The sequence below is a fragment of the Streptomyces sp. NPDC102274 genome, from assembly GCF_044766385.1.
Lineage (GTDB): Bacteria > Actinomycetota > Actinomycetes > Streptomycetales > Streptomycetaceae > Streptomyces.
Window position 1 is genome coordinate 90,809 of sequence record NZ_JBIWLW010000015.1, and the last position, 22,980, is coordinate 113,788.

Sequence of the window (22,980 nt, forward strand, 5' to 3'; positions counted from 1 at the left end):
CCGCGGTCGCGAAGGCGCCCCGGTACGCCGCATGCCCGCGGTACGCCGCATGACAGATGCCCTCACGGATCGCTCCAGAGGGCATCTGGTTTTTCAGTGCTTCTTGGTACCACCACCGTTGGAACCGTTGATTGAGCCGATGATGTTTTCCTGAGTATCCCCAATACTTCTCCAAACTTCGAACGTCCCCTTGGCGGTACCCACGACGGCCTCCCGGAGCGCTCCCAGCGTGCCAACTATTACCTTGTCTTCCTCCCTGGCCTGTTTTCCCAGCTCTTTCGAAAATGAGTCCTCGGGAGGCCCTGCCCAGTCACGAGAAGCACTGAGTAGGGACCCAGTTCTTCCCTCTATTTCATAGACACTCCCCTCCAGTTCTTTGATTAGCTGGATGCCTTTGGCGATTCGATCCGGATCCGCGAAATATGAATTGCCGACCATGGGGTCCTTGTTCCTCCGCGTCTGCTTGCCCTAGTCGTGCTGCCGCCGGCCGCGCCTGCGACGCGTCACCGTTTGTGGATCCTCCAGTACGTCCGGGCCGAGAATCTTCTCCCAGTCGACATCGACACCAGTCAACCCGGTTACCGTCGTGCTGGGCTCGGTGAACGGTTTGAAGACCTCCATCACGCGGCGGGCCATCTGTGTCTTGGCCTGCCCGACCGACTCCAGCACGCTGGCCGCAAGCTCGGACGCGGCCATGGTGCGGTACTTGTTGTCGAGGAACCGCAACGTGACCAGTTCGCCCTGCGGGCCGACGGTGACTTCCACCGCACGGTCCTTCGACCGCACCGTGACGGATGCCTCGCGCAGTTCCTTCTCGGCTTCGGCCACCCCCGCCTGGATCGCCTCCAGCTCCGCCATCGCCTCGGCCAGTTTCTCGCCGATCGACAACGACGGACTGATCGCCTCGGCGTCCCCGCGCTCTCCGGATCCGCTCATCAGCCGATCGCCGCCGGTGCGCCGTTGCTGTCACTGCCCCAGACATCCTCGTCCTTCTTCACCACATAGCTCGCCCTGGGCCGCTTCGCACTCTCGGTGGACCTGCCCTGCTGAGTGCTCTCGCCGGGCGCGGGGGATATCCCGGTTCCGGTGGTGGCCATCGGGCGGGGGCCGACGATCACGTCGTCTTCTTCTTCCTCCTCCTCGTCCTGGCCGCCCAGGGGCTTGCGCCGCTTGCGCAGGTCCGCGCCGTCGCTGTCCCCGTGCACGGTGCGCACTCGTTCACCGTTGGCAGAGCCGGAGCCGCCTCCGGGGCCACCGCCCATACCGCCCATCCCACCCATGCCGGCAAGGCCGGGATTGAGCGGCATGCCGGCACTCGCGGCACTGGAGTCAGTGCCGCCTCCGCCCGTACCGGAGGGACCGCCCAATGTGCCGCCGGTGAAGGGGGTGTCGTCGAATTCGTCGTACGAGGGGAGATCGCCGCCCCCTTGGTCCGATATGCCGGGAGAGCCGAAGAGGCCGGACTCGGTGTTCAACGGTGAGTCATGGGGGAGGCTGCCGAAGCTGTTCTGGAGGTCCGGCAGCGAGAAGTCGCCATATCCTGTACCACCGTCGAGGCCGAGCCCGCTCGTCAGATCGCTGCCGAGGCCGCTGTTCAGCTGGGTGGTGCTGGTGGTGCCGTCAGGCCGGGTCGTCTGCAGGGTGCCGTCAGAGGTGACGGTCTGGACGGTGCCGTCCGGGAACTTGGTCGTCAGCGAACCATCGTCGTTCAGGGTCGTGACGCTGCCGTCAGGATTGGTGAATCGGCCCCCCGGATCGAGGTGCGAGGTGTGCACCGTGACGTCGGGAGAGGTGGTCGTCACCGTGTGGGTGGCCGGATTGATCGTCTCGTTGGTGCCGTCCGGATAAGTGGTCGACAGCGATCCGTCGGAGTTCAGTACCCCGGTCCCGCCGCCCGGGGTACTGAACGTGCCCACGTGCGGGTTGAGCAGCGATTGGGTGGTCGAACCGTCGGGGTCGGTGGTGAGGACCGACCCGGTGGAGGGGTCGACGGTGGTGGTGCTCCCGTCCGGGTACGTCGTCGTGAGCGAACCGTCGTTGTTCAGCACCGTCGTGCTGCCGTCGGGGTTGGTCAGCTTCCGTCCGCCGCCGAGGTCGAGGACCGAGTTCTTGCCGCCGGAGGACGTCGTGGTCATCGTGCCCGTCGACGGGTTGAACGTGCTCTGGCTGCCGTCGGGGAACAGGGTGGTCAGCGAACCGTCCGAGTTCAGTCGCGTGTTGCTTCCGTCGGGGTTGGTCAGGCTGTTCGGACCGGAATTCCCGTCGTTCCAGGGTTCGTTGAGATTTCCGAGTCCTGTGTTGAGCGGTCCGCCGGAGCTGAACAGCGTGGACGGCACAAGCCCGTCGTTCCCCAGGCCCCCCTGTGTCAGATCGGGATTGTTCAGGCTGCCGCCCGATCCGCCGGTGAGATCAGTAAGGCCGTTGTCGAGGCCGTCACCGATCCCACCGAGACTCTGGTTCAGATTCTTCCCCAGATTGTTGAGACCGTCACCGACTCCGCCGAGGTTCTTCCCCAGGTTGTTGAGGTTGTTGTTGAGACCGTCACCGATTCCGCCGAGGCCCTGGTTCAGATTCTTCCCCAGGTTCCCCAGGCCGTCTTTGAGGTTCTCGTTGAGATCGTTCGCGTTCCGGCCGTTCTTGTTCAGGATGTCGTTGAGGTTCTGCTGATCCTCATTCGCCTTGTCCCGGTCGATCTCGTTCTGCTCGTTGTTGTACGCCGCGGACAGAGTTGAGGTGTCCTTGGTGGTCAGCGTCTCATCAAAATTCGCCCCGTCGTCGATCCAGTTGCTCTTGAGGGTGGAGATCGCCTGAGCGGCAACGGGAGTGAGCCAGTTGTCCACATGCTGGTTCCAGAACCTGACCGCCTCGTCACCGACCTTCTTCCAGTTCTCCAGCTTGCTGAGATCACCGTAAATCGGGTGCAACTGCTGGAAACCCGCATACGTCGCGCCGTTCTCGGCCACCTGCAGGACGTTGTTGCCCAGCAGCCACCGCCCCAGGTCGTCCAGCACCATCAGCAGCCAGCGGTGCGGATCGTGGAGTCCGCTGTCGGCCCAGCGGTCCCAGGCGTTGAGCAGGTTGACGCCCCGGTTGTAGAGCTGGCGCTGGGCCAGCGCCAGTGAGTCGCCGTATCGGGACCCCGGCGTGTATCCGTCCACAGTGGTGTGGGAGGACCGGTACTTGGCACCGCCCAGCTGCTCCACGTAACTTTCGTAATTCTTGTTGACCTGATGGATCAGGTGCCAGAAGACACCGGCGGCCTTGCCCTTCCACGCGGCCTGCTCGCTGCCGAGCTGCTTCTCCCAGGCGGCGACCGTCTTGCCGTGGTCGACGAAGAACATGGCTGCCCGGTCGAAGGCGCGGGCGGTCCTCTCGAACGACTTGAGATCGACCGCATCGGAATCGGGGATGGTGGCCCCGCTCCATGCCACGCCTCGTGTGGTGTGATAGTTGACAAACTTGTCGAGGGCGACCTTCGGCCCGCTGATGTATTGGGCCATCGCACTGGAGTCCCACTCGATGCCGGACGAAGGCCCTTTGAAGGGGGAGCCGCTTGAGATTTCGCCTTCGTCGTGAAGTCGCGCTCTGCCTTTGCCGTCGGACGGCACCCCGATGAAGACGATCCTGACCTTGATCAGAAGCGGGCCCGCATCCGACCCGTAGAACGCGAGGTCGTAGTCCTCGCCGCTGCTCTTGCCCCAGCCGCTGATCGTGGAGAATTCTTCTTCGGTGATCGCGCGGAGCTTTTCCTTCCGGATATCCATCCGAAAGAGCGGGATTCCCTCGTCGCTACTGATCTTCTCGAAGAGATGAGCACGCTCGGGCATCGGATAACCGGTGAAAAGGTTGACGGCCTGGCTCCAGTAGTCATCGGAACCGACGCTGTCCGGCATGGCAGGTACTCCACAAGGCTCAGGAGGCGAACGAGGGCTGCGGAAAGGCCCGGGAACCAGGCCCTGTCCGGCTGGGGACGCTTCTACTTGCTATTCGAGTTGCTCGAATCATCGTTCGAACCGCCTCCGCCGCCGGAGCCGTCTCCGCTCAGGTCCTGGTCCACGTCCGTGAAGATATCCAGCAGCTTTGCCCCGTCGATGGACGCAAGGCTGCCGCCTTGGTCCTTCAGAAGCTTGTCGATCGTTTCTTGCAGATCGTTCTCGATGTCCTTGAACAACTTCTTCTGCGCGACGAAGACTTCGTCAATCGCCTTCCCCGCGTCACTGATCTTCGAGATCAGGCTCTGGCCGTACACGTTGTCGTTGCCGGCCATGAGGCCGATGCCGAGAACGAGGTTCTCGCCCAGGGTCTCGGGAGTGCTCCGGCCGGACAGGATGCTGTAGAGGGCCAGCACTCCGGAAGGGTCGTCCTTACGGATGGAGTCCAGGTCTCGGAGGAAATCCGTGAGGTCGTTCTCTATGAACGATTTCAGAGCCTTCGCATCAAGCTGGGTCAGAGCCATGGGTGTCCTCCTGATCTGCGTCCGCTGCCTGCCCGAGTCACCGGCTCAGCGGCCGATGCTCACTTCGGACCACATCTGGGACAGCGAGTTCTCGCTGTACTTGTAGTTGCCGGAGATGTCCGACAACAGGGCCGCATGCGAGGTGAGCAACCGCTCCATGTTCGCCACGGCCTGATCCCACGCCGCCTGCTTCTGCGTGTACACCTCGGCATCCGAGCCGTACCACGTCTTCTTCAGCTCACCCAGCTCGGCCTCCAGCGACGACAATGTGTTCGCTATCGCCCTGGTCTGCTGAACCATGTCGTCAGCAGCGTTCTCCATGTGGTTGTACTCGACGTAGATGTAACCGTCGGTCAGATTGTCGGGCATCGCAGTTCTCGTCTCCGATCGGAAGGACAACGGTGAGGGGAATTTTTCAGGGGCGACGCGTGGCGACCGGTCAGGAACCGGTCAGCGTCTGGAACGCCGCGTCGGAGGCGCTGAACGCCTGGTTGATCGACTCGTTCGACGAACCCTGCGACTTGTTGTGCTCCACCAGGCTTGTGTTCAGCTTGCCGATCATGTCCTCCAGGTTCTTCAGGATGACATTGACCTGCTGGTCCCACTGCTGTAGCAACTGCCCGTACATCGCACCGTCGCTGCCCTGGTAACCCCGCGACAGAGTGGCCCGCGTACCGTCCACATCCTGACGCGACTTCAGGATCCCGCTGAACGCCGACTCCAGCGCCTGAATACCATTCCGCGTCGCCTGCTCATTTGACTGCTGACCCATACCTGCCATGTCTGCCTCCCGGTCGGTCGGTCACTCACTCCGGCCCCGCGAACCCGGAGCCACTGGACTGACGAACTGCCGGATTCCGACCCGTCGGGTGGAACCAACCGTTCGTCCCCGCCGCCGTGGTGTCGCGGAGCGGGTCGGTATCCCGTCCTCTCTCGGCCCAACTCCCTGGTCGGTACGGGGTCACCAGCTGGTCACCAGGTGCGGAATCCGGGACTTGGGTCCTGCCCCAGGGCAGCACCGCCAACGGAGAGGAGAAGAGGAGAGCACGCTCCGCCATTGTGCGCGGGGCCCGGCGCCCATAAGGCCGGTCCCTGGAGAGCCCTGCCCGAAGTGGCGCGAGACTCGGCCCCGTAGCCCGCCACGAAAGGGGACATACCGTCTCTGTCACTCCGACCGCGGCGCGCGGCCTCCTCCTCGCCCCTCAGCGACCGCGTCCGGGGTGTTCACGGGACGACGAACGCTGGATCTCCGACGCCGGGATCGCCGAAGACCTTCGCCGCGTTCACCGGCAAGAAGGCGTTCCACCCGCGCACCGCCGCTGCCCGCCCCTCGGGCGGACGGCGCTACTTTGAAGACACGCCCCAGGACACCGAGACGGCACAGGTGTCCTCACACGTTGTCGACCCCTGCCTGCACGGCCGTCCATATGATGACCGACTGATGGTCCAGCGGGTTGATCGTCGGCATCTCCACGAGAAGATGATCAGGAATCGAGGACCACTCCTTCCCTCGACTTCTCGGAAGAACACGGACCAGGTTTCGCAGTTGAGGACCGAACTGGACGTCAAGTATGCGGGTGATCTCCGCCGAGACGGTCTGAGCCCGCGTCAAGCCGTGCTCCGCCGCACTCCTGCCGCCACCGCCACCTTCTACGTAGATCACCACCCCGGTGCCCTTTTGGGCGAGTTGGCGATGGATCTCGCCGATCGCCCGATCGACAAGTTCCTGTACGCTCCGACGCTGTGTGTCGTCGAGTTCATCGTGCTTCTTCCTCTCGAACGTCACCATCGCCGCGGATGCGCCGAACCGGTGGTGCGGACCCGGCAAAGTCCTCTGCATGTTCTCGTCGAGTTGCGAAGTCATGACCCCGAGCTCCGAAATGTACTGCCGCAAAGTGGGTACCGTCGGCATTTCGCCGGGACGGCCGAACAAGCGCAGCTCGTAAAGCCCCAGGGCCTCTTGCGAACTGCGCTCGCCGAAGTTGTCGTCAGCCTGCTCCATGTAGGTGTGCAGTTCGAGAAGGGACTGGTCCACATCCGCGCTCGGATCGACCTGCTCAAGGGCGGCGCGCAGATAGCTGCTGATGGGGAGGCCATCATATTTCCCCGAGTCCGTGATGACGTGGCTCAATACGTCGACCGGCCCGTCCAGGTAAGATACCGGCCACCTTATTTTGGGATTGTCCTCCGTGAACTTTTGGTTGAAGCGCTCCTCCAAGCTGCTGCGGTGTTCCGTGAAGAATCTGCGCACACTTTCGGGCAGCATGCGGCGTTGTGCCGAAAGACTGGTCCGGGACACGAGGCTGGCGTAGTGCTTGGGAGTGACATCCGCGCCCGTCAGCTGCTGATGGGCCAGCGCCGCCGTCTGTACGTACACCAACCACGCCCAGCCTTCCGCCATGTCAGCTTCCCGGGAGGAGCCCCTTTCCTCGGTCTCGAAATCGCTCCTGGTCGATTTTGCGAATGATTCCGCGCTACGCCGGTGACGGTCGGCCTGATGATTGGGGATGAGGATACGTTCCTGGCTGTTCAGGAAGCGCGCCAAGCCGATTAGCTGCGTGGGGGGCACCCCAACGGTGAACTGAAGGGACATGCGGCCACGGAATTCCTCCTCCCCGATCGATACGGTCCGGCCGACCTGCGTGAACTCCATGTCGGGGAATTTGCCGGCGAGGCTACTCAGGGAGGTACCGGAGCGGGACCGCCGCAAGGCCTCGTAGACCGATATCACTGCCTCTACGGTTGCCTGCTGAGAATTCCATCCGACTTCTCCTCGCAGCGCACTGAAGGGTTTGCTCACGATTTCGATGATGGGTTTATCCCGCCACATGTCCGTGACCAGCTCATAGTGCGGTGTCGTCGCCAGGACGACGCTCCCTCTAGCATTTTTCATGTTGACCGTGACGGAGGTTTCGAGCTCGAATGCGTTGGCTCCGTACCGATGGTCGCTCGGCGGATCCGTGAGCGACTGCAGACGGAGAGAGGGAGGGCTGATCTCCCGCAGTTCGCTGTCCGGCAGAAGTCTCCCCGATGCGTCGAGGACGACGGCACGGGCATAGGCCGGAGACTCCGTTGGGAGGGCACCGGTCAGCGCTCTCCCCTCAGGCGCGGACAGGTTGACCGTCATCACCTCTCCTCCGTCCGCATGGTGAAGCGCGTACGCGTGCCCGAGCCCTGTGCGGCGTTGAACGAGAACGAACGCTGTGGCCCGATCACCGGCGTGCCGCACTACGGCGGCAAGATCGATCCACGAGCCGAACCGGTGCCAATCGGCACCCGGCCCGAAGCTCTCCTCGACGCGCCCCGTACCGAGAACCGCGTCATCCAAGGTCCGGTGGTGCCGGATCGAAGCAGCGGTAGGCGGGCGGCCGGCACCAGTCCGAGGAATGGCCCGGGCGGGGTAGAGACGGGCGCGGAAGGTCTCCAGCAGGGTGACGCATTCGTTCACCGTCTGCACGTGTCGCACGGCGTCCGCCGGGATGCCGTGCCGCGCTCGGATGTCTGCGACAAGTGCCGCGAGCTCGCTGTGACGACCGGCTCCCGCCCGGGCGGAAATGTCCGGGCCGGTGTCCGGGCCGGTGCCGACGGCAGACTCATGAGCGTGAAAGACGGCTTCGCCGCCTTGCCGAGTGTCGTCCTCCAGTGCTGTCACGTGTGACGGCCGGCCAACCGGGGTGTCCGCCGTGACGGCAGCGGCGATCTCCTCGGCGTCCGTGGCGGTGGCGGCGCCGGTGTCCTCGGTGTGCCGGGGAAGGAACGCGGCAGTGACAGCTCCGTCATCCCGATCCGCCTCATCGAGGCCCGGCCGGTCCGCGTCGTCGCGCCCCGCAGCGCTGAGCAGTCCTGCGTTCTGGACCTGTGCGCTGGTCGGGCGGCTCCTGCCGGGGGCGTCCCGGTCGAGCGGATCGGACGCGTGCACCCCGCCGACGGGGCCGGCCCAGCGGCTGTGGACCCGCCCGTCCGAGTCGGTGATGTCGGCCCGGACCGGCACGTTGAGCTCAAGCGCGATGTTCCGGAGCAGGTCGTCGAACGACAGCGCGGCGAAGGAGACGATCTCCGGGAGTTGGACCGGTGGCGGGACGTATCCCTGATCCGACAGGAGCAGGCGACGCACCTCCTCGACCTCGCGGACGACGGCTGACACGAAGCCCTCATGGTCCTGGGCGTCTTCCGGCCGCGGTCGTACGGGCAGGTTTCCGGCAACCATTTCCTGATACTTCATCAGGACAGCGGGTGCCGCCAGGTTCGGGTCCATGACCCGTGCGTCGGCCAGGTCGGCGAGCATGGTGCGCACCGCCCAGCGCAGCACGGCCCGGTCGGTCCGCACGCGGTTCAGGCCGAACACGACCGCTTCGGGCGGGCCGTCGGCCCCGGCCTTGACCTGGCCGGCCACCGACTGGTGCAGTCGGTCCGCGGAGATCCCGGGCTCGTTGGCCACCTGCTCCATCGCCGCGGCCAGGTCGAACCGGGGTGCGCGTTCCAGGTTCCGCCAGTTGTCGGAGTGCTCTACGGCGGCCGGGCCGAACAGGTCCGGCAGCAACTCCGCCAGCCCATCGGCCGGCGTGCCGTCGGCGTTCAGGGGCAGCATGCCGACCAGTCCGCCCGGTACTGGCACCCGCAGGGTCCGGGCGGGGCCCCGGACGACCACGTCGACGTCGAAGCTGAAGTAGTCGAACTTGCGCGTGGACTCCTGGTTCTTCTCGTCGACCTGGCTGACCTCCCCACTGCGCTCGGCACCCTTCTCGGTCCCGAACTCGGCGGGAAACCGCTCGACCAGGTGGTTCTCCCGGTGCTCGCCGGCGCTGCCGCCCGCCTCCGGGCCGAGTTCGAACTCCCAGCCGTTGAAGCGCCCGCTGGACGTCTTGAGGGCATCGTCGTACTGCTGGTAGCGCCGCGCCTTGAAGGTCGCCCCCTTCGCGAGGACGCGTGCCTTGGTGAGCTCGAAGCCGACCGTGACCTCGCGGTCGCCGACCGGAACCGTGTAGGTGTGCTCCAGCAGCCGGTGGATCCGGGGCCGCAGCACATTTCCGGAGGAGTACAGGTCGTACTGTCTCCCGGCCGGCGTGGTGAAGTCGACGCCGGGCACCTCCCAGGCGCGTTCCCCGCCGAGGTCGGGGGCGATCCGGGAGGCAACGGCGGCGAGCTTGGCCCACCGCTGGACCGCGGCGGCCGCCGGGACGTCCCAGGGGTGCAGGTTCCTGACGAACTCGGCGGGCAGCGGTCTCACCGGGGTGGGGCCGGTCTCCCATCGGGGGGCGGTGCCGAAGGCAGCGGGTGCGACGGCGGCCACGGAGGCGCTGGAGGCTTCGGTCGTCAGATGGGTCGGGACCAGCAGCCGCACCGTGCCCCGGGGCTGGTCCTCCTCGTTGCGCGTGCCGTCGTCGTACCAGTCCCACCGCTTCTTCGCGTACCACAGCCGCGCCGCGTCGGCCTCCCTCCCAAGCAGCGCCCCCACGCCCGTGACCGTCCTGCGCAGGCCCCGGGCGGCGACCTCAAGAATCTCGGGCAGTTCCGAGGTCAGGCCCAACTCGATGCGGAACCTGATCCGGTGTTCGAACTCCTCCGAGGTCTCCTTGGTACTACCCCGGTGGATGTCCAGGACCGTCCGGCTGTTCTCACTGCCCTGCTCTTTGCCGGTGCGGTAGCCGGCGCTGAGGCCGACACCGCCGAAGCCCGCGCCGGTGCCCACCCGGCCGCGCATGACGAAGCCGGCGCCGCCGTAGGTCGACACGGACCGCTCATGACTGTCGCTGGTCAGGCCCTCGCCGCGCAGGGTGAGCCTGACCTCGTCCCGGTGCCGGTAGCTGTGCGCGGGCTCCACCTGGCTGACAGTGACCCGGACCACCAGGTAGTGAGTGCCGCCGCCGAAACGCGGCAGCGGGAACACCCGCCACCGGTCCTTGCCACCCACCAGGCCGGTGAACTCGGTCTGCAGGTTCTCCGATGACAGGAACGCCCTCAACTGCCGCACCAGCAGGTCGGGACGCGATTCCGCAGCGCCGTTCAGGATCCCCCGTCGGCGCAGCCGGTCCATGACGCTCAGCAGGACGCCGTCGGCCCTGAGTACTTCGGGGTGCGCGGCGCCGGCAAGGAGGCCCGAGTCCAGGTAGGTGCGGGGAACCGGATCCACGGCCGGTGGCGGCACCAACCCCAAATCCTCGGCCTTCCGCCCCGCGGCGAGCAGTTCCAGGGCGCCGACTGTGGTCGAGGAGCCGACGGCCTCCCGGCGGTCGTTGCCCTGTCGGGCGACCGCCGTCGCCTCGACGGTCGCGTCCAGCAGGACGCGCCACGCCCCCGCATACGTGGACCGGCTGATCTCCACGCTACCGAACTCGGCGCCCCCGCCGCGGGACCACGAGCGGCCGAACTCCGCCTCCCCGAGCACCGTGACCCGGCCGGTCAGCCCACCGCCGTTCTCGTCACCCAGCCGGACCTGGGGGCCCATGCCGCCCGACAGCCCGACGCCCCAGTTCCTGGAGAGGTCGACACCCAAGGAGCTCTTCGCCTGGAGGTAGTGCTCGATCTCCACGTTTTCGGCAAGCTGCGGCTGCCGCTCGGGCCGCGGGACGCTCAAGCGCAGCCGCAGATTCTGCTTGCGCCCGTGCCGGGCGGGCAGCGGCAGTTCCCATCCGGCGGGGCCGACCAGCTCGGCGAAGTGCGCGTCGAGAGCTCGTGGGCTGGTCATGTGGACCAGTTCGGACGGCCACTGCGCCGGGTTCCCGAGCCAGTCCTGCGGCAGGCCGTTGACCTCGGCATAGAGTTCCGCGGTCAGCCTGGTCAGACGCGGCATGGAGGCGAACGCCGGATACAGCCCGGAGGTGCCGACCGCGTGGAAGTCGAGCGACGGTACCGGGGGCCGGGGCCCCCTGCTCGTGGCGCCGCTTCGAAGGGCGTCCACCTCGTCCTGGGTCACCGGGGTCACCGGCACATGCTCACGTGACACCGCGATCTGGGCGGTCGTCTCTCCCGCCTCGCCGAGGTACGACTTCTCGCCGTCGATCCCGGCCTCCCAAACCACCTCGTAAACGTGAATATTGACCGGGCCGTGCGTCTCCATGCGGGCGTAGGACTTGTTGACACCGGACAGCTCCTGTGCGGTTCCCCGCCCGAAGCCGCCATGAAGGCGGACGCCACCGGCCTGCAGGCGCACCTCCTCACCCACAGACACACGGGCACCGCCGCCGATGGCCGCATTCGCCTTCCAGCGCGTGCCGCGGTGACTGGCGAAGGCCTGGCCGACCGCCGTACGCGCGTTCAACGTCATCGAGTCGGTGTCGCCGTAGCCCTCCAGCCGCTTCCGTAGATGTATCTGAATGGACAGCCGGTGCTTCGTGCCGGACAGTGTCACGTCATGGCTGTAACCGTGGATCAGTTGCGCCAGGTCGCCCACCAAGGCTGGAGCACCGAAGAACACGCTGAGCTCGCGGTCGAGCGACGACAGGTCGACGCGCGCCGCTCCGGATCGCACCGCCATGTCCCTGAGCGCCGTCCTGAAGTGCTCCTCGACCTGTTCGGCCCCGGGAAGCGCCAAAAGGACCGCGAAGCCCGGCCCTCTGCGGGCCGCCAGGTGCACCGGCTCGTCGTGCTGGGGCAAAAACGCGTCGTCCAGGCCCTGTGGCCTGACCGCTCCGCGCTTCGGCGCCATCCCGGCGAGACGCAGCAGCCTGCGGACGTGGGACTGGTCCTCCACCGGCCCCACCTGCGCGCGCTGCGGGTCGGGCTGCGGCGGGCGGGCTACCATGCCCACCGACCGCTCAAACTGCCGCGCGCCCCGCCGCCCGTCGGACCCCATGGGTACGCCCACCTCGCCGACGACCAGGCCCCTCACCGTCCTCAGTCCCGGGTGACTGGTGGACTTGAGGCCCAGCTCCACGGCCACCCCGGCGTCGTATCTGGCGTGTGTCTCCTCCCCAGTGGCCACATAGTGGTTGACCGCCTGGGTCATCAGCGACATCCCCGTGGACCGGGACGGCTGGTACGTCAGACCGAGGAACGGGGCGACTCCCTTGCTGCCCTTGGATTGCTGGTCACTTTGCCCGACCGTGGGACCGGCGCCCTCCGTGTCGGTGACGTCGCTTCCGAAGCCGTCGGTCAGACCGAACATGTTGAAGCCGACGCCGTAGACGGCCGAACTCACCACCTCCCGGGAGACGGCTGCGGACAGACCGGCCCCCAGATCCTCGCGGACCTTCACCCCGGCACTGACTCCGACCATCCGCTCGGAAACGATCCTCATCCGGACCGTGGGATAGCCGGAGAACGCGAAGCCGAGCGGTACCGGCCTTCGCCGGGCGGCCTCACCACCCGTGGCCCAGACCGCCTCGCTGATCCGGGTAACCACCTCCGGGTCAAGCCCGTGGGCCCCCAACTCGGCCTCCAGACTGCCTCCTACCCTGTCACGCAGTCCCCGGACACCCGGGAACCCATGACTCGTGTGGACCTTCTCAACGGCCGCCTGCACTGTGCGGCTGATCTCCTCGACGTCGGCCGGCCGCAGACCGGCATCCAACGCACTGCTCCGCAACACCGTGTCCATCCCGGCCCGGACCGCACGCAAAGCGGACGGCCCCCGCCGCACCGTCAACGCACCCGCTGTTATACGCATCCCGACATCACCGCTGGTCAGCCACCACTGGCTGCGGTTCCGCGCGGTCTGCTCGTTGAGCAGAACCTGCGTCTGGCGGACGATGTCGGCGACCGCCCCGGCATCCAGCCCGACCGACAGCAGTTCCCGCTGCAGTCCAGCGACCACCGGAGCCAGGTCGATCGCGTTGAGCACCAACCGAGGCGGGGCAGTCGGGGCATCGGGTGCGTCCTCACCCGGCCCGGATCCAACCAGGTCGACGGGCGGGCCCGTACGGCTCCCGGTATACGCGGTGGGAACGGACACCCCCACAGCCGCGGGCACAGTCACGTCAGAAAGGTGCTCAAAACCATCCACGAACAACCTGAAGCCCAGGTCCGCGTCGAACCGGCTGGAGCTGTCGACGAACAGCTTGCGCCCACTGATGACGCTGCGGCCCCACGCGACAGCGCTCTCCCTCGACACCGAGGCACCAATGATCGGCAAGCCGGGAACCGCCGACGACGCCGCGGCGGAGGCAACGTTGAACGCGCTGAACAGCCTGGAGTCCCACCCGTAGGTCCGGCTCCGTTCCGTCGTGCCGGCGGCCTTGGCCGAGGCGAAACCGACCTCGTACTCACGCACCGGCTGCTCCGGCAGCCCCGTCTCCGGCTCGGGACGCACGTCGCGCAGGACCGGCCGAAGCCACAACAGCCGTCCCCGGCTGACCAGCAACCGGCCCTTCAGCAAAAGCTCCTTCCACTCCTTCGGATCGGAGATCTCCAACATGCTCCGGAGAGCCGCGCGGATGTCATCACGCAACTCCGGCACCGGAACAGCGTCCGCGATCGAACTCAGCAACCCCTCCGAGTTCTCGATCCGCTGCGGACCACGCCTCACGGTCATCTCGCCGAGGGCCCCACGATTGAGATACCACGGATGCTGCGAGCCATGGACCACGGGAGCAGGCGGTGCCGCCACCGGCCCCTCATCCCCAGCCAGGGCACCAGCTTCGCCGGGCTGGGTATCGGCAGGCAGGGCGCCGGTGGGCGAGACGCCGACAGGCTGAGCATCGGCAGACTGGGCGCCGTCGGACTGGACATCGACAGGCTGGACATGGGCAGGCTGGGCGCCATCGGACGCGACATCGACGGGCGAGGCGTCGACGGGCTGGGCGCCGTCGGGCTGGGCGCCGTCGGGCTGGGCGCCGTCGGCCGGCTGCGGGGTCCGGTCATCCTTCGCCTGGCCGAGCCCACCGCTCCGCGGCACTGCGTCATCGGTCCTGACCACCGTGACGCGGGTTTTGTCGCCGTCGATCCCCAGCACCAGCGGCGGCGGACCGCCTACGGCTCGGAAGCGGGTCACGGTGCCGTCGTGGAGGTCGACGAGATCCAGACTGACGGTCAGGGTCCTGGCCGCCACCGTAGCCGCTACCTGCGTAACCGTGGCGTCCCAGTGCTTCGACGGCCGGAACAACAACACGGCCATTTGTTGCGCCTTAGTCAGGCCGGCCTCTGTGAGAGGCAGTAGACCGTCCGGCATCAGCGCGGCGTGCGCGCGGTGCTCGACGCCGAGCGTGATGCCGGGCACGTCGAATGCATCAAGAGGGAGCCTGACATCAGCGGCGACAAGTGGGCCGTCCGTGACCAGGACGGCAGCATCGACTTCGGTGGCCAGAGTACGTCGCAGAGCGTCGGCCATGGTCTCGCCGGGCATGCGGGAGAGCCCCCTCAACTGTGGGGCCTCCGACCCGAGCATGGCGACGAGCGCATCGGGGAAGGACTGCTCCGGGCCGTCGAGTACGTCCAATACTCTGCCGTCGCTGGTGGTGAGTGCACCGTGGGAAATGGTGTAGGACAGCTCCGGCGTTTCGGTGCTCGACTGCTCGGGGCGGCGCCAGGAGGGGTCGGGCGTCTCTCTCGGCAGCACGCTGTTCGCGTCGGTCGGCCGTTCGGCGCCCGTGTCCGCCTGCCGGTCCGAGTTGGACAGCCAGGGGACAGCGGCCTGTGGATCGAGCCGCCCCGAGAGCGGACCCCCGGCACCGCCCGGCAGGTCCGTCCCCGGTGCCGACGCCCGCCCGTCACCACCAGACCCAGCCGGCCCCCGCTCCTCTGCGAGCCCGCGAGCCCGCGCCTCAGCCGCCTCCACCCCAGCCTCACGACCCGCATAACCCTCACGCAGAGCGCGCACGACCTCCCGCAGATCAGCACGCTGCCCAGACCGAACCTCCTCCGCCCCGGACTCCCTACCAATAACCGTCCGGGAACCGAGATAACGCGCCGCGATACCCGACGCCCGAACCAACTCCCCACGCGTCACATCACTAAAGCCCGGCCCAAGCTCCGCCAACACCTCCCCACCAACAAACTCATCCTCGGGAACAACATCCACACCACGCACCGCACCCGACGACGACGACACCCGCACAGACTCCGCAGAACCACCATCCTCCGACACCCCCGCCGCCCCCACAGCCCCACCAGGAAGACCGAAACCCCGCCCCCCAGACACGCCCCGCACCGACGCAGACCACACAGAATCACCTACACGCCGAACAGGCCGCCCCGGAACCGAAACCACCGGCAACGGCCCAGCACCCGGACCCACCGGCAACGGCTGACCCTGCCTCGAATCAACGGAATGACGCCACTCCGGGACCGGCACCTCCGGCGACGCCAGGGAAGTGGGTGTCCCGGGATCGGGATTGAACCGGAGCCATTCACCCGGCTCGCCATCCCGCGCGGGCCCCACACCATGTACCCCGGCGACAGTCGCGTTCGCCGCATACACGACACGACCGGTCACATCAGCGACATCCTGAGCCACCGAACGCCCACCCTCATCACGCGTCGTTCCCCCGTCACAGGACGCCAGCACGATGGGAACACCCGACGCCAGCCGGGACACACTCGGCCGACGCCGCAGGAAACCCCCCAACTCCCGCCCCGACACATCAACGGGCCCTTCACCCACCGGCAACGACACAGAACCAATGTCACCATGCAAAGCCATGAAATACGGCGCCCGGCCGTCCATGACATCCGCCGCCCACGGCACCTCACGCTCTTTCCCATTAAGGACAATCGTGTCGGCGACCTCAGGGTGGTTTACCCCCTCGCGGTAGACAGTGCCGGATGGGTCAAACTGACTCTGCCTTAGACCTAGTTCGGAGGGAAGGAACGCCATCCGGCCCACCGGCCGGCCAGTCCGGCCGACGACCGTATGGGAAACCACGTCGGTGTCCCAGATCGTCTCGCCGCGGACCGTCTTGATCACATCGAGTGACGGAACGCCCCCACCACGCACGGCACCAACTGCCCCAAGGTCCCCCGGAAGACTCCGAATCCACGACCCGTTCGACCGCTCTTTATCAAAGTGACGCACATACGCAACGACCTGCGCCCCTCCTTGGACATCCTTCAGCCTCACGTCGCTGCTGAAGGACCACACCTCACGTCCGAGCCTCGCCGCCACCACACGCGGCAGATCCAGACCCCGATCCCCGCCATGCCCCACAACCAACACCACCGGGACACCCGGATCAACCCGCACCCGCACGAAATCCTTCGCCAACAGATCAGCGAACTCCCCCGGACTCAACCTCCTCGACCCGCCCCCGACCTCAACCACGACATGGTCAAAGTCGCCCTTGGCCGCAACGAAGAACGGAAGCGGCCGCCCCTCCTCAAACCAGGGCCCTCGATCCTCCCCCCGCCCCACCACACCGCCCCGCACCTCAAAGACACCGACAACATCAGGCAGCACGGGCAGCCCCGGACCCGGTTCCCCCCCGCCCGAAGACCCGTAGTCAAAACCAACCAACCCACCACCGAAAACCCTCAGTTCCGCACGAGACACACTCGCCGGATCCAGCCCAGAACCCACCACCGAACCCACCACCGACGGCACCCGCAACCGCCCCGCACCATCCCCCCGCACCGAATCAGACGGCACAGAACCACCCACACCCGGATCACCGCCCGGAACCGACGGCACCGGCTGAGGCCTCTCGGCGGGGGTTTCGGCCGGCGTGCTGGGCGACGGCACCGGAGTTGCGGTGTCGGTCCCCCCGGCGGTGAGCGGATCGGGTCCCGTACTCAAGACGGGGTAGACCCGGATGCGCTGATATTCGGGAGTGACGTGGGCGGCGTCATACTCGGCGGGGAGACTGTCAATCCACGCCGCGATGTCGTCCTTGGTGCGCGGGGACTTGGCGCTGGGCTTCTTCCCGTCCTTCTTGCCCTGGGTGTCGGTGTCGGTGGTGTCTCCGACCAGGGTCACGTCGGACTCGGTGCGAACGTCGGCGTCGGCGTCGGCGTCGGCGTCGGCGTCGGCGTCGGCGTCGGCGTCGGCGTCGGCGTCGGCGTCGGCGTCGGCCAGGGTGTCCGTGTCGCTGAGATCGTCGGCATCGGGGAACACGTGGCTGTCGGTGTCGGACGGATCGTCGGCGTCATGGGTGACGGTGCGGGGCGCCGGTGTTGAAGTCGGTGCGGAGGTCCCGACGGTGGTGAAGGGGGTGGGCGCGGAAAGCACGCCGTCGTCCTGCCCTGTCGTCCTGTCCCCCACGGTGTCGGAGACGGAGGGCTGATCGGATGCGGTGGCGGGGTCCAGGTGCCGCGGCACGGATGTGCGCTCTGTCCGGCCGGCGGGCGGAGCCCACGTGCCGGCTCCGTTGCGTACGCCGTCACTGCCGACGTGGTCCGCCGTGCGGGCGGACGTCACCGGCGGTGCGGTGACCGAGGACGGATCGGTCGTGCCGACCGGGACGGCGGGGTCCGAAGCGGCCGGCGGGCCGCTGGTCTCGTGCCACTGATTCTCCTGATCCGCGCCCTGTTCCCGGGCAGGCCGCCTACCGATACGGTCTGCCGGGCCGGGACGGGAGGAGTCGGTGTCCGCGAGGTTGCCCGCATGCGGCTGAGCGGTGGTCGGCTGTGGCGTGACCGAGGACGTCCGCTCCGGGCCGGCAGTGGGGCCGTCGGCCGGCTGCCCGTTGTCGGAGAGTGCATCCGTGCGGGACTGGTGCCGGCCGTCCTCCTGACCGGATGCGCTCCACCGGGAAGCCTGGTGCGGTTCGCTCCCCATGGTCCGGGGCGCACCGCTGCCGCCGTGTCCGGCGGGCAGATGCCCGGTGGGTTGTCCGGCGGGTGAGGGCAACGGCTCCTGGGAGCCGAGGAATTCGGGCGAACGGGAGTCGAGCCCGTCGTCGGATTCGCCGGTCGGCCCAGTGGTCCTCACCGACGTCGTACTGATGCCGGGTGAAGGGATGTGCGGGGTGTGGACGGCGGGAAGGCCGACGCCGGTGGTGTCGATGGCCGTCGTGTCGCCCTGCTCCTCATCGATGCCAGGCAGGCCGGTATCCGTGGCGGGCGGTGCGGTGGTTCCGGTTGCCGTGCGGTCCGGGTGTGCTCCGGTGCTCTGCCGGACAACGCCACCAGGACCCTTGGCCCCGTCATCGGACGTGTTCCCCGACGGCTCTGTGTTCTTCCCCGCTGCGGATGGATCGGGGTTCCTGAGGGATTTCCCGAACTCCCCGAATTTACTCGCGGCTCCCATGGCCGAGTTTTCGAATGCGCTGCTCAGTACCGAGCCGCCCAAGCTGCTCAAGAAGCCGAAGCCGCCGTCGAAGCTGGCGGGCCCGAGCAGCACCACCTGGGCCATGATTTCCGCAAAGCCCTCGTTAACGGCACCATGGATGTTACGGCCCACCTTGCCCACGATGTTCTCAGGCGAGAAACGTGATGGCCCGGCGCTCGGCCCATTCGGTCCGACGTGTGAATTTTTCACGTTCGGGCCGTGTGAACCGTCGGCGCCGGATCCGACGAGGTTGTTCCGCCTCGCCGGATTCACACCATTCGTCATGCCCTTCGGAAAATTATCCTTCGGGAATCCGTTCTTGAAAAAATTGCCGATCGCCGTGGATCCGCCGTGGAGATTGGTGTGGATAATGGACGTCAGAGCGCCGAAGGCGCCGTCCATGCCAATCTGCTTCCAGTCGAACCCCTTGGGGCGGCGGCCCTGCGGACCGCCGGTGATCATGGCCAGCCGGACCGCGAAGGTCATGAACGCCTCTTCGAACGCCTCGGTCAAGGTGGGCATCAAATGAGTGCGCTCCAGCAGGGTGTTCAGAACCACGAGAAGCGTCACCTTGCTACGGGCTTTGGCAGTCGCCGTGTCCCCCACCGATGTACCGCCGGAGAAAAATGACAGCGCCATGATCACGGTGAGTTCAATCAGCAACCTGATCAGCTCGGCGATCATCTGCCATTTGGCCTCAATGATGTTCATCGAGGTCCGGATGCGACCGTCAGAGACCGCATGAGCCTGCTTCGAAAGCTCCCTCAAATGATCGGTCCCGTTGTCATTTACGAACGTTTTCATGGCCCGGATGAAATCTTGGGCCACTCCGGTCGGCAGCGCCCGGCCGACAAAGATGATTATCTCCCGGATAGCGTCGCCAAATTCACTCGCCCATTGCCCCACCATCTTGAAGGGATAATGGCTGTCGTAGCCCTTGTCCTCGTCCATGCCAGGGAACATCTGGCCTACGAGGAAGTAGAAAAGCTTCCTCAGTTCGTCCGAGGGCTGTAGAGACATGCTCGACTCAGCGCCTTCCGGTACGGCTGCCGGAACCGCTGTGCGAGGGGCAGGAGCTCAGGAGGTTCATTCCGTGGCTGTGGAACTCCTGTTGTGCCAGGTGGGTCGGAGCCATGGGTGTCCTCCTGATCTGCGTCCGCCGCCTGCCCGAGTCACCCGCTCAGCGGCCTATGCGTTCCCCACGCGGGTGTACTCGACGTAGGTGTAACCGTCGGTCAGGTTGTCGGGCATCGCAGCTCTCGTCTCCTGTCGGAAGGACAACGGCGGGTCGACCACTCATTCCGGCACCGCGACCCTAAAGCCGCCGGAATCGGGCCCGCAAAGAACCGTCGGGAATCGCACTGCCGGGTGCGCAGCATCACCCGGTGTCTCTTCCATGGCGCCGAGAGCCGGCTCGGTGATCGGTCCGCCTCACTTCTTTCCGCAGGTCGGCGAGGTGATCGTCGGCCGGCCGCCGGCCGCCGCGTCCGGACTCAGGTCCGGGCCCGACGGCAGCATCGCGAGCATCGGCGAGGGAAGTGATTCCACGTCGTCCTCGCTGTAGCCCAACGCCTTGAGAGCTGTGCCCGAAGGGACACGGAACTTCACCCCGGTGTCCCCCACGAAATAGGTCGTATCGCCCACCGCTGTACCGCCCGAGGCGAGCGCCCGCACCAACGCGCCGTGGCCCGGCCTGACGACCGTCGATTCCACTCGCGCGCAGGCCGCCGTCACCTCCTCGGACGGGGCCTGGGTGACGGGTGCCAGCGCGCTCACCGGCACCAGGACCGAGGTCACCCTGGTGTGACCGTGTCCCGGTTCCACCCCGGCGCAGGCGGACACACCATCGGGTACGTCGGCCGCCTTGGGCGGGGAGTCCGGCAGCCCCTGGACGGCCGGGGACCGCCCCGCCGCGCCGGCCGCCTGGCGCTCCTTCAGCGCGGCGGCGCCGATGACCGCGGCCTTGGGCGCGGCATCGTGGTAGGCCAGCCGCCGGGTCTCCGGATCGCCCAGCGCCAGGGCGGCCCCGGTCTCCGTGAGCGGCACCAGGCCCTCGCGCTTCAGCAGGTAGTACTGCGCGTCGGAACCCGGAACCCGGACCTGGAACACCTGGCCCACCACGCTGTTCCGGCCCTCCAGCGCGGGTCCCGCGGTACCCCGGCCGGGCACGCCGGGCGGGACCAGTTCGGGCCCGGAGACCAGGGCGTCGAGATACGCCGCCGACACCGGACGCGGGGTCACCGAGCCATAGCCCAGGGAGGCGGCCGCACCCGAGGCGGTGTCCAGCCTCAGCCGGCTTCCCTGCCACACCAGATACGTCTTCTTGTCCGGTCCCACGACCAGCAGCCCCTGGTCGGCGCCCAGCCCGTCGCCGTCCGGCGAGAAGCCCACGACCAGCGTGGTGGCCGCGGTGTCGACGGTGCTCCCGCCGGCCGTCTCCTGGTGCCGGACGGTGGAGCACACCTGCCAGGGCCCGCCGTCCAGATCGCCGGCGGAGGGCACCGAGTCCGGAGCGCCGGGAACACCGACCGGTGTGCCGACGGGGGTGCCGCGCAGCGAACCGGTGTGCACAGCGGCGGTCTTGAGGTCGGCGCCGCCGATCAGCAGGGCCGAGGCATAGTTGCGCACGGGCCTGAGCCGACCACCGATGTACAGATAGCGGGCCCCGGTGTCCTGGTTGACGATCAGGCTTTCCGCGGAACGCCAGGAGTCCTTGCCTCCGGGCGAGATCACCCCGTACACCACGGCTCCGACCGCGATCAGCACCCCGACGACGATGCCGATCACGGCTCCGCGAGTGGTCCGTGCCAGGGGGCTCTCCGGAGCGTCCGGATCGCCCAGGAGCATGCCGGAGGTGAGCCGGCCCATGACGAAGGTGTGCGCCTGTACTTGGTCGTGTTTGGACTGCATAGCCGCCTGCCTGCTTGTCGTTCCGAGTCAGCCGTTGATGGCCCTGAGCGCACCGAAGACGCCGAGCACCCACAGGGTCAGCGGCAGCAGGCCGATGGCCAGGAGGGTATGCAGCAATTCGGCCGCGCGGCCCCAGTGGGGCGCGAGGCGACGCCCGGGAACCGTCCAGGATCCGATGGCGAGCACAGCGGCCAGCGCCAGCAGTCCGACCACGAGCATCCGCCGGTCGTCCGGCGTGAGTGTCACCGCGGCGCTGACGACCATCAGGAGCGGACCCCAGACTCCCGGAACCACCAGGGTCAGCCGCTGCCAGACGTTGACCATGCCGCGTCCGTGCAGCAGCAGAAGCAGCGACAGCACCGCCACGGTCAGCGATTCCGGCAGGTCCGGCCGCCGGGCCAGGGCGACCATGCACCCGGCGCAGAGGGCCCCGGCCGCCCCGTACAGGCCCGTCATCCAGCCGCTCGCCAGCTCGGTGCGGGTCGCGACGTCCCGGCTGTCGTAGGGGTCGATGTCCTCCTGGAGCTGCCGGGGGTTGGTCGGCAGGGCGGGCATCCGCATGCCCGCCAGCCGGAACGACAGAACCGGTACGAAGCCGCCGAAGAGGACCACCAGCGCTGCCACGATGGCGGCGGCGCCGTCCACAGGGATGTCGAAGACAACCATCAGCGCCCCCGCGGCGGTGGCGGCGATCGCCACCAGGGCGGTGGCGACGAAGACCGGTGCGTAGACGGCCACTGCGGCCAGCGCCAGCGCCGCGCCTCCGGCCCCGGCCGCTCCGGCGGCCAGCAGCCTGTCTCCGAGCACGTGGTAGGCATGTGGCCCGGACACCTCACCGCCCGGCAGGAGCCAGCCGGCCAGCGCCAGGCAGGGCGCGCCCATGAACCCCAGCGTGGCACCTGCCCCGGCGTCTCCGACCGCTCGGCTCGCCGAGGCGGCGCCGGCCAGCAGCAGTATCCCCGCCACGCCGGCCGTCGCCGCGCGGGTGGTGGCCGGGCCGCCCCGCCAGGCCAGCAAAAACATGACGGCCAGCACCACGGTCACGACCAGGCCGCGCAGCAGGCGGCGGCCCGCCTCGGGGCTCCATCCGTGCAGCCTTTCCCTGGTGACGTTGGCGATCCCGTCGACCAGGTCGTCGAGCCGTACCTCGGGCAGTGTCTCGGTCTGCGGCCGCAGATAGAGCACCTCGCCGTCCTTCAGATCCAGTGCCTCCAGGGTGCCTTCGTCGTCCAGCGGGCGGTCACCGAGGCGTTGCAGCACCCAGCCGCCGTGCTCCAGACCGCTCTCCTCCAGATCTTCGCCCGCGTAACGCAGCAGGGTGGGCAGCAGATCGGCCACCGGCACATCGGCCGGCACGGCCAGGTCAAGTGTTTTGGTGCGGGCCCGCACGGTGAGGCGGCACAGGCCAGCCACCGAGTTGTCAGCCATCGTGGATATTCACGCTTCCCGAAAGGTCATGGGATCCGGCACGGAAAGT

General features: G+C 67.5%; 9 protein-coding genes. All 9 read right to left on the reverse strand.

What is annotated here, in order from left to right:
- Positions 1-93 precede the first annotated feature (93 nt).
- Entirely contained in the window at positions 94-438 is a 345-nt protein-coding gene (locus ACIRQP_RS21335) for a hypothetical protein (protein ID WP_403892365.1), read from the reverse strand.
- A gap of 30 nt (positions 439-468) precedes the next feature.
- Positions 469-936, reverse strand: a complete 468-nt coding sequence (locus ACIRQP_RS21340) for a YbaB/EbfC family nucleoid-associated protein (protein ID WP_403892368.1) — start codon at positions 934-936, stop codon at positions 469-471.
- Positions 936-3,893 carry an AAWKG family protein gene (locus ACIRQP_RS21345; protein ID WP_403892370.1) on the reverse strand — a complete coding sequence of 986 codons (2,958 nt, stop codon included), beginning with the start codon at positions 3,891-3,893 and terminating at the stop codon, positions 936-938. Before ACIRQP_RS21345 ends, ACIRQP_RS21340 begins: the two co-directional genes overlap by 1 nt.
- An 83-nt stretch (positions 3,894-3,976) precedes the next feature.
- On the reverse strand, positions 3,977-4,456 hold the full coding sequence (locus ACIRQP_RS21350) for a type VII secretion system-associated protein (protein ID WP_403892373.1): 480 nt from the start codon (positions 4,454-4,456) through the stop codon (positions 3,977-3,979).
- 45 nt (positions 4,457-4,501) lie between these two features.
- Positions 4,502-4,825, reverse strand: a complete 324-nt coding sequence (locus ACIRQP_RS21355) for a WXG100 family type VII secretion target (protein ID WP_403892375.1) — start codon at positions 4,823-4,825, stop codon at positions 4,502-4,504.
- A 70-nt stretch (positions 4,826-4,895) separates the two neighbouring features.
- A complete protein-coding gene (locus tag ACIRQP_RS21360) occupies positions 4,896-5,237 on the reverse strand; it encodes a hypothetical protein (RefSeq protein WP_403892378.1) in 342 nt (113 codons plus the stop codon).
- 609 nt (positions 5,238-5,846) lie between these two features.
- Complete coding sequence (locus ACIRQP_RS21365; protein WP_403892381.1) at positions 5,847-19,544, reverse strand: hypothetical protein; 13,698 nt, start codon at positions 19,542-19,544, stop codon at positions 5,847-5,849.
- A 480-nt stretch (positions 19,545-20,024) separates the two neighbouring features.
- Positions 20,025-21,503, reverse strand: coding sequence for a type VII secretion protein EccB (gene eccB, locus ACIRQP_RS21370; RefSeq protein ID WP_403892384.1), 1,479 nt, complete (start codon positions 21,501-21,503; stop codon positions 20,025-20,027).
- Between the two features lie 27 nt (positions 21,504-21,530).
- Positions 21,531-22,931 (reverse strand): type VII secretion integral membrane protein EccD, encoded by a 1,401-nt coding sequence (gene eccD, locus ACIRQP_RS21375; RefSeq protein WP_403892387.1) that lies wholly within the window; start codon positions 22,929-22,931, stop codon positions 21,531-21,533.
- Positions 22,932-22,980: the final 49 nt, after the last annotated feature.

Coding starts and splice junctions, on each gene's coding strand:
- ACIRQP_RS21365 (WP_403892381.1), bottom strand. CDS start 19,544: ATGGACGAGGACAAGGGCTACGACAGCCATTATCCCTTCAAGATGGTG.
- ACIRQP_RS21345 (WP_403892370.1), bottom strand. CDS start 3,893: ATGCCGGACAGCGTCGGTTCCGATGACTACTGGAGCCAGGCCGTCAAC.
- eccB (WP_403892384.1), bottom strand. CDS start 21,503: ATGCAGTCCAAACACGACCAAGTACAGGCGCACACCTTCGTCATGGGC.
- ACIRQP_RS21340 (WP_403892368.1), bottom strand. CDS start 936: ATGAGCGGATCCGGAGAGCGCGGGGACGCCGAGGCGATCAGTCCGTCG.
- ACIRQP_RS21360 (WP_403892378.1), bottom strand. CDS start 5,237: ATGGCAGGTATGGGTCAGCAGTCAAATGAGCAGGCGACGCGGAATGGT.
- ACIRQP_RS21350 (WP_403892373.1), bottom strand. CDS start 4,456: ATGGCTCTGACCCAGCTTGATGCGAAGGCTCTGAAATCGTTCATAGAG.
- eccD (WP_403892387.1), bottom strand. CDS start 22,931: ATGGCTGACAACTCGGTGGCTGGCCTGTGCCGCCTCACCGTGCGGGCC.
- ACIRQP_RS21335 (WP_403892365.1), bottom strand. CDS start 438: ATGGTCGGCAATTCATATTTCGCGGATCCGGATCGAATCGCCAAAGGC.
- ACIRQP_RS21355 (WP_403892375.1), bottom strand. CDS start 4,825: ATGCCCGACAATCTGACCGACGGTTACATCTACGTCGAGTACAACCAC.